The sequence below is a fragment of the Boseongicola sp. genome (assembly GCF_057460485.1).
Genome location: NZ_JBVCWP010000012.1, coordinates 1 through 18052 on the forward strand (window position 1 = coordinate 1; position 18052 = coordinate 18052).

An 18052-nucleotide genomic window follows, 5' to 3' on the forward strand; every position below is an offset into this window, starting at 1 on the left:
CTGCGCGAGGCCGCGGGCAGGACCAACGCAGAGGTGCGCATTCGCAGCTGGTGGGATTTTGAAAGCGTCAACGCATTGCGCAGTGAATGGTACGGCGATTGGGAAGGCATGCACGCGACGCCGTCCGAGGTGTCGATCACACAGCATACGCATCGACGTATTGAAGCTCCCGATCTGGCGGCGCCTCGCAAACTGACCCAAGACTATATTCGGGCGCATGCCGGGGACCGGCATGGGGCGCCTGAGGCACATCGCCGTGACTTTCCTGATGGTCGGGTTGGGTCCCATTCTGGGCTCGCGCGGCCAGAACATGGGATATTGCTGCTAAAATCAGCGGCCGATGCCCTGGCTGCCGATTACCTGTCATTTGTCGAGTAGCTATTTGCTTTCGTCCGAGCCCATCTTACGCTCCAACCACCGCACAAAGAAGCTGATGATCAAGACCAGAACCAGGTATTCGAGGATCAGCAGTGAGTAGATTTCCAGTGGGCGGTACTCGGTCACCACCAACTCGTTCGCCCTGCGCGTCAGTTCCTGCATCCCGATGACCGAGGCGAAAGCTGACATTTTTACGATATAGATGAACTGGTTGGCGAGCGGCGGCAGGATGCGTTTGATCGCCTGCGGCATGACGACATAGCGCATGGTCTGTGCATAGTTCAAACCCACGGTCTTCGCGGCCTCCGTCTGGCCTTTATTGATCGACTGAATACCCGCGCGATAAATTTCGGCGGTAAACGCACTGTCTGAGATCGCCAGCGTAATAATGGCACCCCAGAAAGCATCAATACTGACACTGATCCCGATTGATTTCAGTACGACAGGAAGCCCGTAAAAGACCCAAAAGAGCATTGGAAGCAGGGGGATGGCCCGAATAAATTCGATATAGATACGCGATGGATACCGAAGCCATCGATTGGATGACATCCCCGGAAGGGCGACAAGCAAACCGATTACCATCGATAGGGACGCGGCAATAAGCGACAACAAAATTGTCGCACCGAAGCCGTTCAGCAGGAACCTGATATTGTTGTATCCAGAGGTTGTCCTGGGATCGATAACGTACCAGCCCCAGGCTCCGGGTGCGGCGCTACAGCCCGCGACGAACAAGATGCACGCGAGAGCGATTGAGGTTTTGAGAGTCATATTGGCGCCCCTAGTGCTGCAAGATTTGGCTGAGGAATTTCCGGCAGCGTTCTGATTTTGGAGCCTCGAAGAACTCTTCGGGTTTTCCGGTTTCGATGATTTCCCCATGATCCATAAAGATCATCCTGTCGGCAGCGCGCCGAGCGAAGCCCATCTCGTGAGTCACGCAAATCATCGTCATCCCATCCTCGGCCAGATCAACGATCACATCGAGGACTTCCGAAATCATTTCTGGGTCAAGCGCAGACGTTGGCTCATCAAACAGCATGATCTTGGGCTCCATGCAGAGCGATCTTGCGATCGCTACGCGCTGTTGCTGGCCGCCCGATAGCTCACTTGGCTTTTTATGTGCCTGATCAGGAATGCGTACGCGCTCCAAGTATCGCATAGCGCGTTCCTCGGCGTCCACCTTGGACATGCCGCGAGCCTTGATCGGGCCCAGCGTCAGATTTTGGAGAATGGTCAGATGTGGGAACAGGTTGAATTGCTGAAAAACCATACCAACTTCGGATCGGATCTCATGAATAGACTCGTCGTCCTTCATCTCGATCTCATCGACAATAATCTGGCCAGAATCGTGCACTTCAAGGGAATTCACGCATCGGATCAGAGTAGACTTGCCTGATCCTGAGGGGCCGCAAACGACAATGCGTTCGCCGTGGTCAACCGTCAGATTTATATCCTTTAGCGCCTGATAGGACCCATACCATTTGTTAAGCGCATAAATTTCAATCGCTTTGCTTTTATTCGACATGAGCCACTCCTTGAAACTTTCCTCAGAGTCATTAACACTTGATATTTGATATGGCTCTATACGAAATACGTAATGTATAGACATAATTCGTTTGCTTCTAACAAAATGACCTAAATTGGGGAAACTTTATGCGACTTTTGAAAAAGCTGGGCCTGGTGGCGGCCTGTATGACGACGCTGATTGGCGCGCCAGCCAACGCCCAATCCGCATTGAATGACATTCTGAGCAATGGTGTTCTAAAAGTAGGTACAACCGGTGACTGGAACCCAATGTCGGTCCGCGATCCTGCCACCAATTCATACGTCGGATACGACGTAGATGTCATGACCCAACTGGCCGCAGACCTTGGCGTTGAGCTTGAGTTTGTGCCGACTGACTGGAAGACGCTCGTCAATGGTGTGGTCGCAGGAAATTATCACATCACGGGTTCTGCCTCAATCAGCCCTGCGCGCTTGAAAGCAGCTGGTTATTCCAACAGCTATATCTCGGTTGAGATATTGCCCTTTACCACCGCAGACAAAATCGACCGCTTCAACGGCTGGGACTCGATCAATTTGCCCGACGTAAAAGTCGCCGCCACACTGGGAACCACCTTTGAGAAAAGCTCGCGCGAATGGTTCCCAGACGCCGAAATTACTGTCGTAGAAGCGCCTGCTATCGGGTTCCAAGAGGTCCTGTCAGGTCGTTCAGATGTATTCATCACGTCAAACATCGAAGGTGCCACTTTGTTGGCTAAGTTCCCGAACTTGCGTCAGATCGAGACGACTGAAGCGCGCGCACCAACACCCATCGCGATGCTTTTGCCACAGACAGATCAAGTATGGATCAACTATGTGAACAGCTGGGTTGAACTGCAGAAAACGCGCGGCTTTTTTGAAACCACTGCTGCGAAATGGGGCCTATAAGGGCGCCAAAGTATAGAAATCACATACTGCGTGGTGAGACCGCGGCGTTTGGACAAAGCGCCGCGGTTTTTTTTGGCAAAAACGCGGTTTCTTGATCGAGCGCCAGACGTCGCTCGTTCAGGCTAGCGTTTGCCAATTTGAAACCTGACTTGAAGTCAGTGATATAACTGGTCTGTCCGCGCAAGGGAGTCATCCAGATGACCATCGATAGCCGTCGCATCGACATGCACTCGCATTTCTACGGTGGGGGCCTGGTGGATACGTTGCGCGCTCGGAAAAAGCGCCCGTATCTGCGCACGCGCGGCGATGGTGTGACCGTGATGGTTGCTATGAATGGCGAATTTCCTTTCACCGAGCATTACCACGACTATCGCGTTGGATTGGCCGAGATGAAGGCCGCTGGACTAACGCACCGTATGTTGACGTTTCCGGGCGCCTTGGGAGTTGATCTGATGCCCGCGCACGAAATCGCTACGGCCATCTCAGCGTACAATGACTATTTGGCGCAGCTCACGCATGAGACGGATGGCGTGCTGATAGGATTGGCGGGCGTTCCGCTCGACGACATGGATCTTGCCTGCGCCGAGGTGAGGCGTATCCGGCGCGATCTTGGTCTTCCCGGTATTATCCTGCCCTCGAACTATTTCAATTCGCTGGAAGAAGCTGATGAGTTGCGACCTCTTCTGGCGGCGGCCAATGAATACGGCTGTCACATTATGCTGCATCCGGGACTGAAAGTCGGCCAGGAGCCCCCTGCCCGGCCTGCGGACAACGTGCAATACCGGCTCTCCGCTGTGGATTTGCAATCCAGTGCGTCGCAGGCTGCGCTGACTGTGATCCTCTCGGATATGCTGGACGAATACCCCAACATCACGTTCCAGATCGTCAATCTTGGCGGGACGTTACCGTTCATATTTGAGCGGATCGAGAGCATCGCGCGGCACCGCAACCCCAATGAGCCTTTCCCGACAGAGCGTTTGCGCCGCTTATGGTATGATTGCGCCTCGCTAGGGCCACGGGCGTTAGAGGCGGCGGTAAAAGTGTTTGGCGCAGATCGCATAATGCTGGGGTCCGACTATCCGATCTTCAAAGACGATCCCTATGGCCACGCTGTCGTGCCCGCAGACTTAAGTGACGCTGAAAAGATGCAAGTCAGTTGGAAAACTGCGGATGATCTATTTGCCCATCTCGAAACGCTTCGACAAAGGGCCTTGGGTTAGGCGTGTTCTGTATCTTTCTGTTCGGCATCGATGAGCCGCTGCAATCGCAATCGAAACGTCTTAGCGCCCAAGTCCAGTCCAAGGTCAATGTGAGGCGTAGTCATCGCGTCCATCCCCTTGTGAACCGCTTCAAGGATTTCCTTGTCCTCGTTAAAGGCCATGATCGCGCCATCGTTCATTTGCTTAGAGATGGCCTTGTCACATGGGTCGGTGTTGCGGTGCTGGAACCAGATATATTGCGTATTGTTCTCATCCACCGGCGTCATGAAGTTGTAAGAAATATTAACGTAGGTATCGGCGACGGCGGGCTTGTCAGGTCCACCCGTACCCGTAGGCGTATAGACCGATTTGTTGAGCGCAATTGCAGGCACGCACATCTCATAATGTTGTTTACGGTCGCAAGTGCCCTCAAACCTCACGAGGTTTTTATAATACGGCGAGGGTGGCTGATCATAGATCCAACGCGAGACGATCACGCCGCGGTCAGTCTTTTCCATATCGAGCGGTTGATCGCCCGTGCCGCCGCCGCCAAAGGACGTCACATGCACCCAAGCCACGTGGCTGGGATCAAGTAGGTTATCGACGACCCACAGGTAATTGCATTCAATCGAAAGCATGCCACCATCTGTATAGCCCCAGTCCGGATTGTCGAAATTCTCGATCTCAAAGATCTCATCCGGATTGGCCTTTTCCGGATCGCCCATCCAGATCCAGAGCAGGCGATAGCGATCCACGACGGGGTAGGACCTGACAACCGCGCGTCGGGGGGTCATGCCGCGCTGGGTGGGGGAATCGATACAGTTGCCGGTGCAATCAAAGGTCAGTCCGTGATAGCCACAGACCACATGATCCCCTTCAAGCTGCCCCATAGAAAGCGGCAATTTGCGGTGCGGGCAGGCATCCTCGAGCGCGGCTGGTGCGCCGTCACATTGCCTGTAGAACACAATATTTTCGCCCAGCAGTTTCTGCGCCTTGAGAGTATGTTCGTAGTCTTTGCTCCAACCCGCGACGTACCAGCAATTGCGTAAATACATATCTCTCTCCAACTCGCGTTCGTTTGAGGTAGCTTAGTCGCTTGCGCCCACAAGCTCCATTTTCATCTGCTCAGAGCGGACACTGGGACACCAAACTGATGCTCCAGAGCCAAAGCAAATGGCGCGACTTTAATTGCCAAGGATCGTCGGCAGCCTCAGCCCCTGTTCTCGGGCGCAATTCACGGCATCCTCATAGCCCGCATCTGCGTGACGCCAGACACCTGATGCCGGATCATTCCACAAGACACGTTCCAGCCGCGTGGCGGCCTCATCCGTACCATCCGCACAAATGACCATTCCTGCATGTTGACTAAAACCCATGCCTACGCCGCCGCCGTGATGGATAGACACCCACGTAGCCCCTGACGCGGTGTTGATAAGGGCATTCAAAAGCGGCCAATCCGATACCGCATCTGAGCCGTCTTTCATGGACTCCGTTTCGCGGTTTGGCGATGCCACAGAACCGCTATCCAGATGGTCACGCCCGATGACAACAGGGGCCGACAGTTCACCTGTCCGCACCATCTCGTTGAATGCCAAGCCCAGTTTGTGACGCACCCCAAGGCCGACCCAGCAAATGCGCGCGGGCAACCCCTGAAAGCTGATCCGCTCGCGAGCCATATCGAGCCAATTGTGCAGATGCGGGTCGCCCACAAGCTCTTTTACTTTAGCGTCAGTTTTGTAGATATCCTCCGGATCACCTGATAGCGCGACCCAGCGGAACGGGCCTACGCCGCGGCAAAATAGCGGTCGAATATAAGCGGGCACAAAGCCGGGAAAATCGAAGGCGTTCTTTAACCCTTCGTCTAGCGCGACTTGTCGGATGTTATTGCCATAATCAAACGTCGGCACGCCTGCTGAATGGAAGTCGCACATGGCTTTCACATGGGTCTTCATTGACGCGCGCGCCGCCTTTTCAACCGCTTTAGGATCGCTTTCGCGCGCGTTGCGCCACTGCGCCATCGTCCAGCCTTGCGGCAAATAGCCATTGATCGGATCATGCGCCGAAGTTTGATCTGTGACCATGTCAGGACGCAGGCCGCGCTTTACAAGCTCTGGAAAAATGTCAGCCGTATTGCCCAACAGGCCGACGGATTTCGCCTCACCCGATTTGGTCCACCGATCAATCATCGCAAGGGCTTCATCAAGCGTGTCAGCGCGTTCATCGACGTATTTGGTGCGCAGCCGAAAATCGATTGACTCTGGGTTACATTCTACCGCCAAACAACATGCACCCGCCATGACGGCCGCGAGCGGCTGCGCGCCGCCCATCCCACCCAGACCGCCCGTGAGGATCCATTTCCCTGTCAGCTCACCGCCGTAGTGCTGACGTCCGGCCTCCATAAAGGTCTCATAGGTGCCTTGGACGATGCCCTGACTGCCAATGTAAATCCACGATCCCGCGGTCATCTGACCATACATTGCCAGACCTTTTTTATCGAGCTCGTTGAAGTGATCCCAAGTTGCCCAATGGGGCACAAGGTTTGAGTTAGCGATTAAGACACGCGGCGCATCGGAGTGGGTCTTGATCACTGCAACAGGGCGCCCCGATTGAACGATCATCGTCTCGTCGGCTTCAAGATCCTTCAGCGTCGCAACCATGGTGTCAAAATCTGACCATGTGCGGGCCGCGCGACCAATTCCACCATAAACAACCAGCTCATGCGGGTTCTCAGCAACATCGGGGTGCAGATTGTTCATCAACATGCGCAAAGGCGCCTCCGTCTGCCAACTCTTGGCATTAAGTTCGGGGCCCGTTGGCGGGTAAACATCACGCGCATTCTGACGATCATGCATTTCAGACTCCTTTTTTGGCAAGCGCGCCACTGCGGGCGAGATTATCCAGCGTATTCAATACTTCGGCCAAAACCAGACGTAGCCTTGTGGCCCGGCCCTGGCGGTACGTCCAAGGGGCGGTTTCATCCATATACGCGCGCTGCGCCAATTCCATCTGGATGGTGTGAACGCCCAAAGAAGGTTGACCATAGTTGCGGGTCGTCCATCCACCTTTGAAACGCTCGTTCAGGACCGTGTCAAAACCGAGTGCAGCGTCGCAGCAGGCTTTGACCGTTTGCTCGATCTCAGTCGCACACGTGGTGCCTGCGTAGGTGCCAATGTTAAAAACCGGCAGAATACCATCAAAGAGGAATGGGATGTCGGACCGAATTGAGTGGCAATCAAAAAGCAAGGCCACCCCGTGCCGCGCCTTAACGCGCAGCAGCTCTTGCGCTATCGCATCATGATAAGGAGCGTGATAGGCCACGCACCGGGCCTTGATCTCAGCCTCCTGCGGAGCCTCTCCGGCCAGCCAGATTTTATGCCCATCAAAGTCCGTTAACGGACATAGCGTGGTCGTGTTCTGCCCTGGATAAAGCGATGCACCTGCCGGGTCGCGGTTGGCATCAATGACATAGCGATGCACGTTAGATTTGATAACCGTCGCCCCATTGAGCAACCCATCATATAGCTGGGCAATGTGCCAATCGGTATCAGACAGGGTCTGCCCAATTGGGTTCAACCGCTTCATCACATCATCTGGCACAAAGGTGCCGCCATGGGGCTGCGCAAGCACCACCGGGCTGTCGCCAACAATCACGTCAAAGACGTTCATACCTCGAGAGCCGGCATTGCCACTCGCGAGAGCTTTGGCAGTTCCGCTGACGAGATCAACTGGGAGGCCGCGAGGATATCGGGCGCCAGATACCGATCCTCACCCAATGTGGCCACGTCTTTGCGGAGCCGCGAAATACATTTTGAGAGTGACTCGCTTGTGGACAGCGGCGCACGGAACTCGACACCTTGGGCTGCACAAAGCAGCTCAACCCCGAGAATAGAATGCAGATTGCGCAGCATCTGTTGCAGCCGGTACGCCCCGTGCGCCGCCATTGACACATGGTCTTCTTGATTGGCCGAAGTCGGGGTCGAGTCAGTCACGCAAGGGTTAGCGAGATGCTTGTTTTCAGACATCAAAGCCGCCGTCGTGACCTCGGCAATCATATAGCCCGAATTCAGGCCGGGGTATGGCGTCAGGAACGGCGGCAAATCAAAGGACAAGGTCGGATCGACCATGAGCGCCACTCGCCTTTGCGCAATGGCTCCAATCTCAGAGATCACAAGCGCGATCATATCAGCGGCGAAGCCTACGGGCTCTGCATGGAAATTACCGCCCGACACGATCATGTCAGCCTCGACCAAGACCAGCGGATTGTCTGTTGCGGCATTGGCCTCAATCCGAAGCGTCGCAGCCGCCTGGCGCAAGACATCCATCGCGGCGCCGGTCACTTGCGGCTGGCAGCGGATGCAGTAGGGATCTTGAACGCGGGTGTCACCATCGCGATGGCTTTCTCGGATTTGCGAGCCATCCAGAAGCGCACGCATTGTAGCTGCGGCCTCAATCTGGCCGCGATGACCGCGTAGCGCGTGGATCTCTTGCTGCAACGGTGCGGTGGACCCCATGATTGCGTCAGTTGACATAGCCGAGGTTACTAGCGCGGCCTGCGCGGCCTCCCATGCCATGAACAAGCCGCTAAGCGAGAAAGCGGTTGAGAATTGCGTGCCGTTGATGAACGCCAATCCTTCTTTGGGGCCCAGCGGGATGGGCTCTAGCCCGGCCTTGTCCAGTGCGTCGCAGCCCTTCATTACAGTGCCCTGAATTTCCGCCTCGCCCTCGCCGATGATCACAGCGGCCATATGCGCAAGCGGGGCCAAATCGCCTGACGCCCCAACCGAGCCCTGGGCAGGAATAACCGGCGTCACACCGCGCGCCAGCATATTTTGCAGCATTTCGATTAGCGACCACCGCACGCCCGAAGCACCACGCCCCAAGGACAAAAGCTTGAGCACCATAATAAGCCGCGCGTGGGCGCGCGAAATCGGTTCTCCCACACCGCAACAATGGGACAAGATCAGGTTACGCTGAAGCGTTGCCGTGTCTTTATTTTCGATCTTGATACTTGCCAGTTTACCAAAGCCCGTGTTGACGCCGTAAACCGGAGTATTCCCCCGCGCGGCCTTTGCGATCTTGGCCGCTGCATTTTCGACCGCATCCCTGCACGACAGATCAAGTGTAACAGCCGCCTCTTCGCGAAACACGTAAGACAGGTCGTTCAGTGTGACCGCCCCCGGCGTCAAAATCATCGTGGCCAAAATTCACCTCCAAAAATGCGCGTGTGAAGCGGGTTGAACCCGATCCGGTAGGCAAGCTCTGCCGGGTGTTGTGCATTCCAGACCGCAATATCTGCACGCAGGCCCGGTGCGATCATGCCGCGATCCGAAAGACCAAGCGCGCGTGCGGCGTTGCGTGTGGCCCCGACAAGTGCTTCCTGAGGTGTCATGCGAAACAGGGTCGATGCCATGTTCATCGCCAGCAAAATGGACGTCATCGGCGAAGAACCGGGATTGGCGTCAGTGGCTACCGCCATAGGCACATGATATTTGCGCAGCAGGTCAATCGGCGGCATTTGCGTTTCGCGCAGCGTATAGAAGGCGCCAGGAAGGATCACAGCCGTTGTCCCTGCCGCAGCCAAGGCTGCAGCCCCATCCTCGTCAAGATATTCGATGTGGTCGGCAGAGAGCGCACCATAGCCTGCCGCCATCTTGGCCCCCCCAAAGTTGGATAATTGCTCAGCATGAATCTTGATGGGTAAGTCCAATGCTTGAGCTACAGCAAAGACCTGAGCAACCTGCGTTGGCGAAAAGGCGATCCCCTCGCAAAAGGCGTCCACGGCATCCACCAGCCCTTCAGCATGGGCTGCGCGCAACGCGGGGAGGCAGACTTCGGCAATATAGGCATCGTCGCGCCCGGCATATTCGGGCGGCACCGCATGTGCGCCAAGGTAAGTCGTTTTGATCGTCACCGGCCGCAGATCCGCCAAACGCCGCGCCGCGCGCAGCATCCGCAACTCGACATCGGTGTTCAGACCATATCCCGACTTGATTTCGACGGTACAAACGCCTTCGGCGATCATCGCATCCAGCCTTGGCAGTGCGTCCGCAACCAATTCATCTTCGGTAGCGCGCCGTGTTGCTGTTACGGTCGAAATGATGCCGCCGCCTGCCCGCGCAACCTCTTCATAAGACGCCCCGTTCAAGCGCATCTCAAATTCCATCGCCCGATGACCACCAAAAATCAAATGCGTGTGGCAGTCGATTAACGCTGGCGTCACCAATCGGCCACCCAGGTCGACTCCATCGCCATGCCTATAATCTGATGGCATATCCGCATACGCACCAACCCAGGCGATGGCCTCGCCGTCCAGCACAATCGTGTTGGCGCCGGTCAAACCATAGGGCGCGCGCCCTGACTTCATGGTGGCAACGCAGCAATTACTGAGGATCGTTTGGGACAATTAATTCCTCATATTTAAATACATCTTGTCACGCAGATTGTATGGTCTTAGAATTTTTATGTCCATTCATAATAGGGAGGGTGTATGGAGGTTTTCGCAAGACGGGCCTATCTCCAGACTGGCTGGTCGAAAGACGTGCGCTTGACTTTGCACGCAGGAAAAATTGCGGAAATCGCAACATCTGCGCAGGCCGAGCCTGGGGATATCCGTGTCGATACGCTCCTTCCTGCGCTGTCAAACTTGCACAGTCACAGCTTTCAGCGGGCGATGGCGGGCATGACTGAATTTCGCGCCAAGGGGCGCGAGAGCTTTTGGACATGGCGCGACTTGATGTACAGATTTCTTGATCACCTGACCCCGGACCAAATTGGCGTGATTGCCGGCATGGCGTTTATGGAAATGCAGATGGCCGGCTATGCCGCTGTGGGTGAGTTTCACTACATTCATCACGCGCCGGGCGGTCGGGCATACAATGATCCAGCCGAACTGTCGGCGCAAATCATGAAGGCCGCGGCTCAGACCGGAATAGGGCTCACGCACTTGCCCGTCCTTTATACCTACGGGGACGTCGGGCAGGCGCAGCTTGCTGGAGGCCAGCTTCGATTTGGGAATACCGTCGATCAATTTGCAGAATTGGTTGAGCGATGCAAGGCGGCGGCCAAAGCGATGCCGAGCGACACATGCGTTGGAATCGCCCCGCATTCGTTGCGCGCGACGTCGCCTGCTGATCTTGCACGCATTGGCGCGCAAACGCCGACAGGGCCCATTCACATCCACATCGCAGAGCAGCTGAAGGAAGTGGAAAGTGTGCAGGACGTCCTCGGCGCACCTCCCGTGGCATGGCTGCTGGACAATACAGACGTTGATCACCGTTGGTGCCTTATCCACGCGACGCACATGACCCAGGTTGAAACGATCGGCCTGGCCAAAACCGGTGCGGTTGCTGGGCTTTGCCCTGTGACAGAGGCGAATTTGGGCGATGGCATTTTCAATGGCAAGGAATACCTGAACGCGGGCGGCACGTTTGGGATCGGCACGGATTCAAACGTGAATATCGCAGTGTGCGAAGAATTGCGGCTCTTCGAATACTCCCAGCGTTTAAAGCACCGCGAACGAAATATTTTAGGCGTCGAAGACCGCTCAACCGGGGAAGCCTTGTATGTCGGAGCGGCGAAAGGCGGAGCGCAGGCGCTGAACCGAAATGCAGGTGTGATCGCGCTAGGACGACTAGCTGATCTGGTCGCGATTGACAGCAACGACCCTACGCTCTGCGCGCTGACAGACAGCCAGTTATTGGACGGATACCTGTTTGCGGCGAATGACTGTGTCGTCACTGATGTTTGGTCCGCCGGGCGACATCAGGTGCAGGGCGGGCGCCATGTGGCCCACGATGATATCGTGGAGCAATACCGGGCCGTCATGGCGACGCTGACCGAAACGTTTGGCTCGGTTTGAACTGGTCAAAATTACGGAAGTGAATATGGTTTTTGCCGCGGCCATCAGAGGATTAGAGGTGGCGATAAGGCGCCGTCGGATGGCGGAAGATGCGATCAAGAGCGCTAAATTTGTCTATCCGCTCCGAGATTTTGGGCAGTCCTAATTCTCATACTGGTTAGTCTGCCGGCAGCGGGCGCCAAGGGCGGGAAAGCTGGAGAAGTCGCATTGCGTATCAACATCGGCCAAGCTTAGGCGGCAGGCAAATCCATCAGGCCCAGCCCTTTGGGCACTTTCGCGCGTTATTCCGCCGCCGTTCTTCCACGGCACGGCGATCAGTTCATCGGCGTCGATGAACGTCAGATCACCCATACGACAGCTTTCCAGATGCGGCCTGACCCACTCGTGTGGTTGGGTTTTGAAAGGCGGTCTGCATATCGGGATAGGCTTCTAGGAGATCTGTACCTCCAGAAAGCCTTTCGGGATGCAATCTGCCGCTCTCCCAGACGGCGACGCCATCGATACGAACAGTTGCATCCAGAACATTCAGGGAAATCTCACCCGGTGGGTAGGCACCGCATGTATGGAAATGGAGCAGCCGTGGATTGCCGAACGCGGCGCCGCTCCAGCGCTCAAAATTGCGGCCTGCCGGCTCCAGATATTCACAGCCCGGATGAATGCCGGCATGCCACGAGTGTACAAAATAGGTGTCGATCTGGTACTTGTTACCAACAAATTCATAGTGCGCCTTGGCCGCCGAAACATCTGCCGCCGACCCTTCAAAACCGGTAATTCGCGAATTCTCGAAATTCACAAAAAGCGTTTCTTTCAATTCGCACGACCAGGGCGTGTAATACTGCGATCCAGTCCCGGTGAGAAATCCGTTTTGTGCGATGCGCCCGTGAAACCCCTTTGCAGGGACCGGTGTAAACACCGAAACCGGAAAACGTTTGAGGGTCGTATCGCCGCTTGCCTCTGAAAAGGCCATGGGATTGCCCTTGAAGTCGGTTCCGGCCGGGCAGGTCACATGTATGTCTGTTGACCCCGCAAGTGCCGTGTTGGTCAACGACTTGAGCCTTTTGAACGCCCGCCAATCAATCGTTCCGAACGCAGAGGCAAGCGTCTCTCGGTCCAAGGCATAACTGATGATTTGGCGTTTCGACGAATTCAGAGGACGAAACCTAATTTGGTCGCCCAACCGCGCAAAGAAAACGGTGCGATCCGCCGCGTCTATTTTCCCCAAAAGGGTCTCGTCCGGATCGCTGACGTCGCGATTAAAAGGGACGCCGTGCATCTGTGACTCCAGGCCAAACTGGACAGCGGCATCCTTAATGACGCCCGCCAATTTGGTGTCGTAATATCCATCCTCCTCAGCCTCGTAGATGAGGAGGAGTTTGTGCCCGGGCTGGCATTGGGCGCAATTTATCAACAGATTGCGTGCACCCTCGGCCAGACGATCTTGAAAGTCGCTCAACGGCATACACCCTTCGCATTCACTTTATTTTCGGCGGATCCCCATTGTGATGATAATGGCTGTGTCGAAAGCGTAACTGCTCTCACACTTTCAGGCTATCGCTTTTTCAATTTGTTAGCCATTGGCCCAGCCAATGGTTTGTGGCAGCGACGCCTTGTATAGTCTAGTCAAAAGCCTTTATAAACACGTACATAATAAGACGCCAGGAGGTGGGCTATGCGATCGAGCTATCGCGACATTAAGGCCATCGTGCTGACTCGCATTCGCGCGAACATCTGGCCTCCCGGCGCCAACTTGCCGGGCGAGATTGAGCTAGCCAAGGAATTTGGCTGCGCTCGGGCGACCGTAAACCGCGCCATGCGTGAATTGGTCGACGACGGCATCCTTGAGCGCAAACGCAAAGCCGGAACAAAGGTTAAATCATCCCCCACGCGTCGAGCACAATTCTCAATCCCGATCATTCGCGAAGAGATCACCAACACAGGAGCGGACTATCGATATGTTCTTTTAGAGCGCCAGACGATTACGGCCCCCGGATGGTTGCGATCGCGGGTCGAGATTCCAAAAGGTCAAAAAGTCCTGCACCTACGATGCATGCATTACGCGGGCAGAAACCCTTACCAGTTCGAGGATCGGTGGATCAATCTTGCAGCTGTTCCGAACGCGGCCGAATATGACTTTGAAGACATCGGGCCCAACGAATGGCTTGTGCGCGAAGTGCCTTTTACAGACGGTGAACTTGTGTTCTCAGCAACCAACGCATCAAGTGAGATCGCAAATTTCCTTAACACAACGGACGGCACCGCGATCTTCACGATAGAACGTACGACTTGGCTGGATAAGGTAAACGTAACCTATGCGCGGCTCTATTTCTCGAGAGACTATAAGATGACAACGCGTCTGTGACGCGCGACGGGATGGATGCCCCGTCGGGCGGCCGGGAAAACGACAGATTGATCAGTCTGGATGCGTTGCGATCGCTGCCTGGCCAAAACAGCTGCTGCGCAGCTTTTGCGGGGTGTGCTTTCTGCTTAAAGCCCTTTTCGGGCGCTGAAATTACTTGGGTGCCACTCAAAACCTCAGCCACCTCCCCTTTCTATTGTCACTTGTGTAAGTTGGTCGACGAAAAGACCGTTGCGATTAAATCGGTTGGGGGGGATCCGTAAGATGACTTCGACGTTTTTGGTGTTTGCGGGGGTCATCGCCCATTTTGCGCTTCAGGTCGCATTCATTATACGGGCCTTAATCAGGCCCAATCGCCAACCCTCTTCCCGCATTGCCTGGGTTCTTGTTATCCTCGTACTTCCGGTGTTGGGAGCATTATTCTACATCCTATTTGGTGACACGAACATCGGTCATGGACGGGCCGCGCGATATAGAAAGGCGTCGGCACAGCTTTCCGACCTTAGAAGATCCAACCCAGAACCCGATCGAATGGATGGAGTCGCAAAGCGGAACCGCCATCTCTTCATGCTCGGTCATTCTATAAGCGGCTTTCGACCGCTCGAAGGTAACGCGGCCGAACTTATGGTCGATTCCAATACAGCCATTGATAGTTTGGTGGTCGATATTGATGCTGCAAAAACGTCGGTCCAACTTCTGTTTTACATCTGGTTGGCCGATACAAACGGATTGAAGGTAGTCGAGGCGGCAAAAAGGGCTGCACGCCGTGGCGTGATCGTCCGCGCGATGGCGGACGACGTCGGTTCTCGTGATATTATCCGCTCCAGCCACTGGCGCGATATGGAGGCGGCTGGGGTTCGGCTGGTGCGCGCTCTTCCTGTACGCAATCCTTTTCTGCACCCATTTGGGGGGCGATTGGACCTGCGCAATCACCGGAAAATAGTGGTGATCGACGCACATATCACCTATTGCGGCAGCCAGAACTGTGCCGACCCGGAATTCAGGATTAAGGCCAAATATGCGCCTTGGGTGGACCTGGTGGTTCGCTTCGAGGGACCCATCGCCTTACAGAACCAAGCGCTCTTTGACGAAGATTGGGCGGCGCACACCGACGAGCCGTTATCCAATAGTTTGCCAAATTTGCCTGCTGATACAGATCTTCCGCGAGGTGTCGCACAGGCCATCGGAACAGGGCCGACTGCTCGGCCTTCGGCTGTCCCTGAAATGTTCGAAGCGCTGATGCATGCAGCACGGCGTGAACTCGTGGTTACGACCCCATACTATGTGCCTTCCGAACCTATGCAATCTGCACTCTGTTCAGCCGGACATCGGGGCGTCGAAACAACCCTTGTCGTGCCCAAGAAAAACGACTCGTGGATCGTGGCCGCAGCCAGCCGGAGCTATTACTCTGAGCTTGTCGCGGCGGGTGTGCGCATCTTCGAGTACAAGCCCGGGTTGCTACACGCGAAGTCGCTCACGCTAGATGACGAAGTTGCTCTCATCGGCTCAGCAAATCTGGACCGCAGGAGCTTCGATCTGAATTATGAAAATAACATTCTCATCCAGGATGCCGACCTCGTATCCGCCTTGCGAGATCGGCAACGGCGCTTCATAGCCGAGTCGCAAGAGGTCCTATCTGAGGACATTGCTGACTGGAGCGTCACGCGGCGGCTTTGGAACAACTCAGTTGCGATTCTGGGGCCAATTCTTTGACTGGCTTTGTGGCGTTAGTCCGCAGCTAGGGCCTGACGCGTTCTCTTTGCCGCATACGAAAAGAAGGGCCAGAGGTGTCGCTTGGACAGCTGCTGGAGCCCATAGTGAACGCCCGCCCCCGCTAAAGGATCGTCCGACTTTGGTCCGAATATCTCTCAGACTTATTCCGGTAAAGTTGCGACCTAAACCTGATGCGCCGATGTTCATATTGTAACACCTTGGTCCCAGTCGAAACCTCATGCCCATGGATTTGGGCGCATATTCGGAGAAAATAAATGAAGCTTTCTCATTTTCTACTGACGACATCGCTTTGCGCAGTTGTTGCAATGCCGGCCTTCGCCGAGGCAAAAAAGTTCAGTGACGTCGACCAAGACGGCAATGGCAAGTTGTCAATCGCAGAGCTTTTGAAGGCATTCGGTGAAGAAGGTGCGAGAAGTATTCTTAAGCGTAGTGACAGAAACGGTGATGGTGAGGTTAGCCTCGATGAAGTCAAAATCTCACATGACGACGATGAGTCAGATGACGAGGATGGCAGTGACGATTCCGACGACGATGATGATGATGACAGCGATGAGTCCAACGATTCCGAAGACGATGACGGCGAAGACGACGATGATGATGATGATGATGATGACAGCGACGAGGAGGAGGATGATGAGGACAGCGACGAGGAGGATAGCTAATCCTCGGTCTCACCTGCTCAAGTGAATGGGCTGCTCTTGGGTATCCGCAATTAATTTTGCGGATACCCACAACGAACCAGAAAGCAAAAACTGGGTTTGATCATTGAAAGTCATCGAACAAACGAAATATGAGAAGCTCTTTTCAACACCTTTGTTTCGCTTCCAGGCAACCGGTCCAATAAAACTGAACCGAGAGCTTCTGGACGAAGGGCGCCGGCTCCGCGCGGCAAGCGAGGGTGTTTCAAAATCAAATCGTGGCGGATGGCATTCGCCCGGGAATTTGTTCGCCGAGACTGTGCCATGCATTGAGAAACTCAGAACTATGGCAGAGGCAGCAGTTCTCGAAGCAACTGCAAAAGTCAGCAGCAAGTTCGACCCAAAATCATTCAGATTGAAGACTTTCGCCTGGATGAACGCAAATCCTTCCGGTGGCTTCAATGCTCCACATACACATCCCGGCGCACACTGGTCTGGCGTCTACTACGTTTCACAACCTGAAGTCGAAAAGGGGTCTTCTGGGCAAATAGAATTTCTCGATCCTCGAAGTGATCTGCCAAATTGGCGGATGCTTAAGGCCCCCGCGTTCAACGCCAAGAAGGCGATCCGTCCAGAGCCGGGCGAGTTAATCCTCTTTCCGTCCTATCTCGTCCATTGGGTTTATCCGAATGAAACGGATGAAGAGCGGGTTACGATTGCATTCAATGCAACCTTCCGGCCCCTAAAGTAAGAGCCCGAGGGGTGATCTCGGACAGCAAAGCAAAAGCGGACTTCCAATCTGCCATTGCTGAAAGCTGCGCAGCCTCACTTGTCGCGTCCCCATACATCATGGGCTATGAGAGCTGCCTCAACACGATTGCGCGCATGTAATTTACCCATGATGACAGTCATATAGTGCTTGATAGTTTTTTCTTGCAAGTCGAGCGCTGCGGCAACTTCCTTATTGCTCTGACCTTTCGCGACCAATCTCAGGATGTCTTCTTCACGTTTGGTCAGGTCTTCCAAAGGCGACGATGCCTTGCCTTGATCCGCATGGGACATGAACTTCAAAACACTTGATGCCAGCGCCGGAGAGACATGTGCTTCCCCCTTGGCGACACCTTTCAATACCTTGCGCAGTTCACGGGCGGAAACCCCCTTCAGGATATAGGCAATTGCTCCAAATCTGAGGGCGTCGGCGACATGTTCCTCTTTTTCGGATACGGTCAGCATTGCGAGGTATTTTGCGCTGCCTTCGGTCGCAATGTTCTTAACTGCCGTGAGCCCGCCGCCCGGCATCGATAGATCAAGCAACGCAATGTCGGGCTGCGTCTGCTGGGCCAGTTTAATGGCTTCAGTCGCAGAACTGGCCGTTCCCACCACCCGAAACTCACCTGTTTCTTCCAAGCTGGTGACAACACCCTCACGGTAGATCGGGTGGTCATCCGCGATCAAGACGCGA

General features: G+C 55.0%; 17 protein-coding genes and 1 pseudogene. 8 read left to right on the top strand and 10 right to left on the bottom strand.

From position 1 onward, the window contains the following. Nucleotides 1–378 (top strand): annotated as a pseudogene (locus tag AC221Y_RS03340) (creatininase family protein); the annotation flags it as partial. Here AC221Y_RS03340 and AC221Y_RS03345 read toward each other — a convergent pair. Beyond that, a complete protein-coding gene (locus AC221Y_RS03345) occupies nt 379–1146 on the bottom strand; it encodes an amino acid ABC transporter permease (protein WP_299751035.1) in 768 nt (255 codons plus the stop codon). It lies immediately after the preceding pseudogene. A gap of 10 nt (nt 1147–1156) precedes the next feature. Then, the gene (locus AC221Y_RS03350; protein ID WP_299751032.1) at nt 1157–1900 is read right to left on the bottom strand and encodes an amino acid ABC transporter ATP-binding protein; all 744 of its coding nucleotides are present in this window, start codon (nt 1898–1900) and stop codon (nt 1157–1159) included. Between the two features lie 128 nt (nt 1901–2028). On the opposite strand from AC221Y_RS03350, the gene AC221Y_RS03355 reads away from it, so the two are divergent. Further along, nucleotides 2029–2805: a transporter substrate-binding domain-containing protein gene (locus AC221Y_RS03355; RefSeq protein WP_299751029.1), complete on the top strand. Its 777-nt coding sequence runs from the start codon at nt 2029–2031 to the stop codon at nt 2803–2805. 197 nt (nt 2806–3002) lie between these two features. Continuing rightward, entirely contained in the window at nt 3003–4025 is a 1023-nt protein-coding gene (locus tag AC221Y_RS03360) for an amidohydrolase family protein (RefSeq protein ID WP_299751026.1), read from the top strand. Here the strand turns inward: AC221Y_RS03360 and AC221Y_RS03365 are convergent. From AC221Y_RS03365 to hutI, 5 genes are all read right to left on the bottom strand, one after another. Then, the gene (locus AC221Y_RS03365) at nt 4022–5059 is read right to left on the bottom strand and encodes an aromatic ring-hydroxylating dioxygenase subunit alpha (RefSeq protein WP_299751023.1); all 1038 of its coding nucleotides are present in this window, start codon (nt 5057–5059) and stop codon (nt 4022–4024) included. The genes AC221Y_RS03360 and AC221Y_RS03365 overlap by 4 nt on opposite strands. Before the next feature lie 129 nt (nt 5060–5188). After that, nucleotides 5189–6856 carry a urocanate hydratase gene (gene hutU / locus AC221Y_RS03370; protein ID WP_299751021.1) on the bottom strand — a complete coding sequence of 556 codons (1668 nt, stop codon included), beginning with the start codon at nt 6854–6856 and terminating at the stop codon, nt 5189–5191. Nucleotide 6857: 1 nt separating this feature from the next. After that, nucleotides 6858–7670, bottom strand: a complete 813-nt coding sequence (hutG, locus tag AC221Y_RS03375; RefSeq protein ID WP_299751018.1) for an N-formylglutamate deformylase — start codon at nt 7668–7670, stop codon at nt 6858–6860. Further along, nucleotides 7667–9196, bottom strand: coding sequence for a histidine ammonia-lyase (hutH, locus tag AC221Y_RS03380; protein WP_299751053.1), 1530 nt, complete (start codon nt 9194–9196; stop codon nt 7667–7669). Before hutH ends, hutG begins: the two co-directional genes overlap by 4 nt. Next, nucleotides 9193–10368 carry an imidazolonepropionase gene (hutI, locus tag AC221Y_RS03385; protein WP_486706788.1) on the bottom strand — a complete coding sequence of 392 codons (1176 nt, stop codon included), beginning with the start codon at nt 10366–10368 and terminating at the stop codon, nt 9193–9195. Before hutI ends, hutH begins: the two co-directional genes overlap by 4 nt. Before the next feature lie 123 nt (nt 10369–10491). Between hutI and AC221Y_RS03390 the strand changes: the two genes are divergently transcribed. Then, the gene (locus AC221Y_RS03390; protein ID WP_299751015.1) at nt 10492–11862 is read left to right on the top strand and encodes a formimidoylglutamate deiminase; all 1371 of its coding nucleotides are present in this window, start codon (nt 10492–10494) and stop codon (nt 11860–11862) included. A gap of 141 nt (nt 11863–12003) precedes the next feature. Here the strand turns inward: AC221Y_RS03390 and AC221Y_RS03395 are convergent, their stop codons facing one another. Both AC221Y_RS03395 and AC221Y_RS03400 read right to left on the bottom strand, forming a co-directional pair. Continuing rightward, complete coding sequence (locus AC221Y_RS03395; protein ID WP_299751012.1) at nt 12004–12213, bottom strand: HutD family protein; 210 nt, start codon at nt 12211–12213, stop codon at nt 12004–12006. Continuing rightward, the gene (locus tag AC221Y_RS03400) at nt 12206–13315 is read right to left on the bottom strand and encodes a hypothetical protein (RefSeq protein ID WP_486706782.1); all 1110 of its coding nucleotides are present in this window, start codon (nt 13313–13315) and stop codon (nt 12206–12208) included. The genes AC221Y_RS03395 and AC221Y_RS03400 overlap by 8 nt, the downstream gene beginning before the upstream one ends. A gap of 216 nt (nt 13316–13531) precedes the next feature. On the opposite strand from AC221Y_RS03400, the gene hutC reads away from it, so the two are divergent. The 4 genes from hutC to AC221Y_RS03420 all read left to right on the top strand — a co-directional run bounded on the left by hutC (nt 13532) and on the right by AC221Y_RS03420 (nt 17341). Then, nucleotides 13532–14221, top strand: a complete 690-nt coding sequence (gene hutC, locus AC221Y_RS03405; RefSeq protein ID WP_299751100.1) for a histidine utilization transcriptional repressor HutC — start codon at nt 13532–13534, stop codon at nt 14219–14221. A 261-nt stretch (nt 14222–14482) separates the two neighbouring features. Continuing rightward, nucleotides 14483–15931, top strand: coding sequence for a cardiolipin synthase (gene cls, locus AC221Y_RS03410; RefSeq protein ID WP_299751097.1), 1449 nt, complete (start codon nt 14483–14485; stop codon nt 15929–15931). A 275-nt stretch (nt 15932–16206) separates the two neighbouring features. Further along, nucleotides 16207–16614 (top strand): hypothetical protein, encoded by a 408-nt coding sequence (locus AC221Y_RS03415; protein WP_486706783.1) that lies wholly within the window; start codon nt 16207–16209, stop codon nt 16612–16614. 103 nt (nt 16615–16717) lie between these two features. Next, nucleotides 16718–17341: a TIGR02466 family protein gene (locus AC221Y_RS03420; RefSeq protein ID WP_299751092.1), complete on the top strand. Its 624-nt coding sequence runs from the start codon at nt 16718–16720 to the stop codon at nt 17339–17341. A gap of 74 nt (nt 17342–17415) precedes the next feature. On the opposite strand, the gene AC221Y_RS03425 is transcribed toward AC221Y_RS03420, so the two are convergent. Continuing rightward, nucleotides 17416–18045, bottom strand: coding sequence for a response regulator (locus AC221Y_RS03425; RefSeq protein WP_486706784.1), 630 nt, complete (start codon nt 18043–18045; stop codon nt 17416–17418). Nucleotides 18046–18052: the final 7 nt, after the last annotated feature.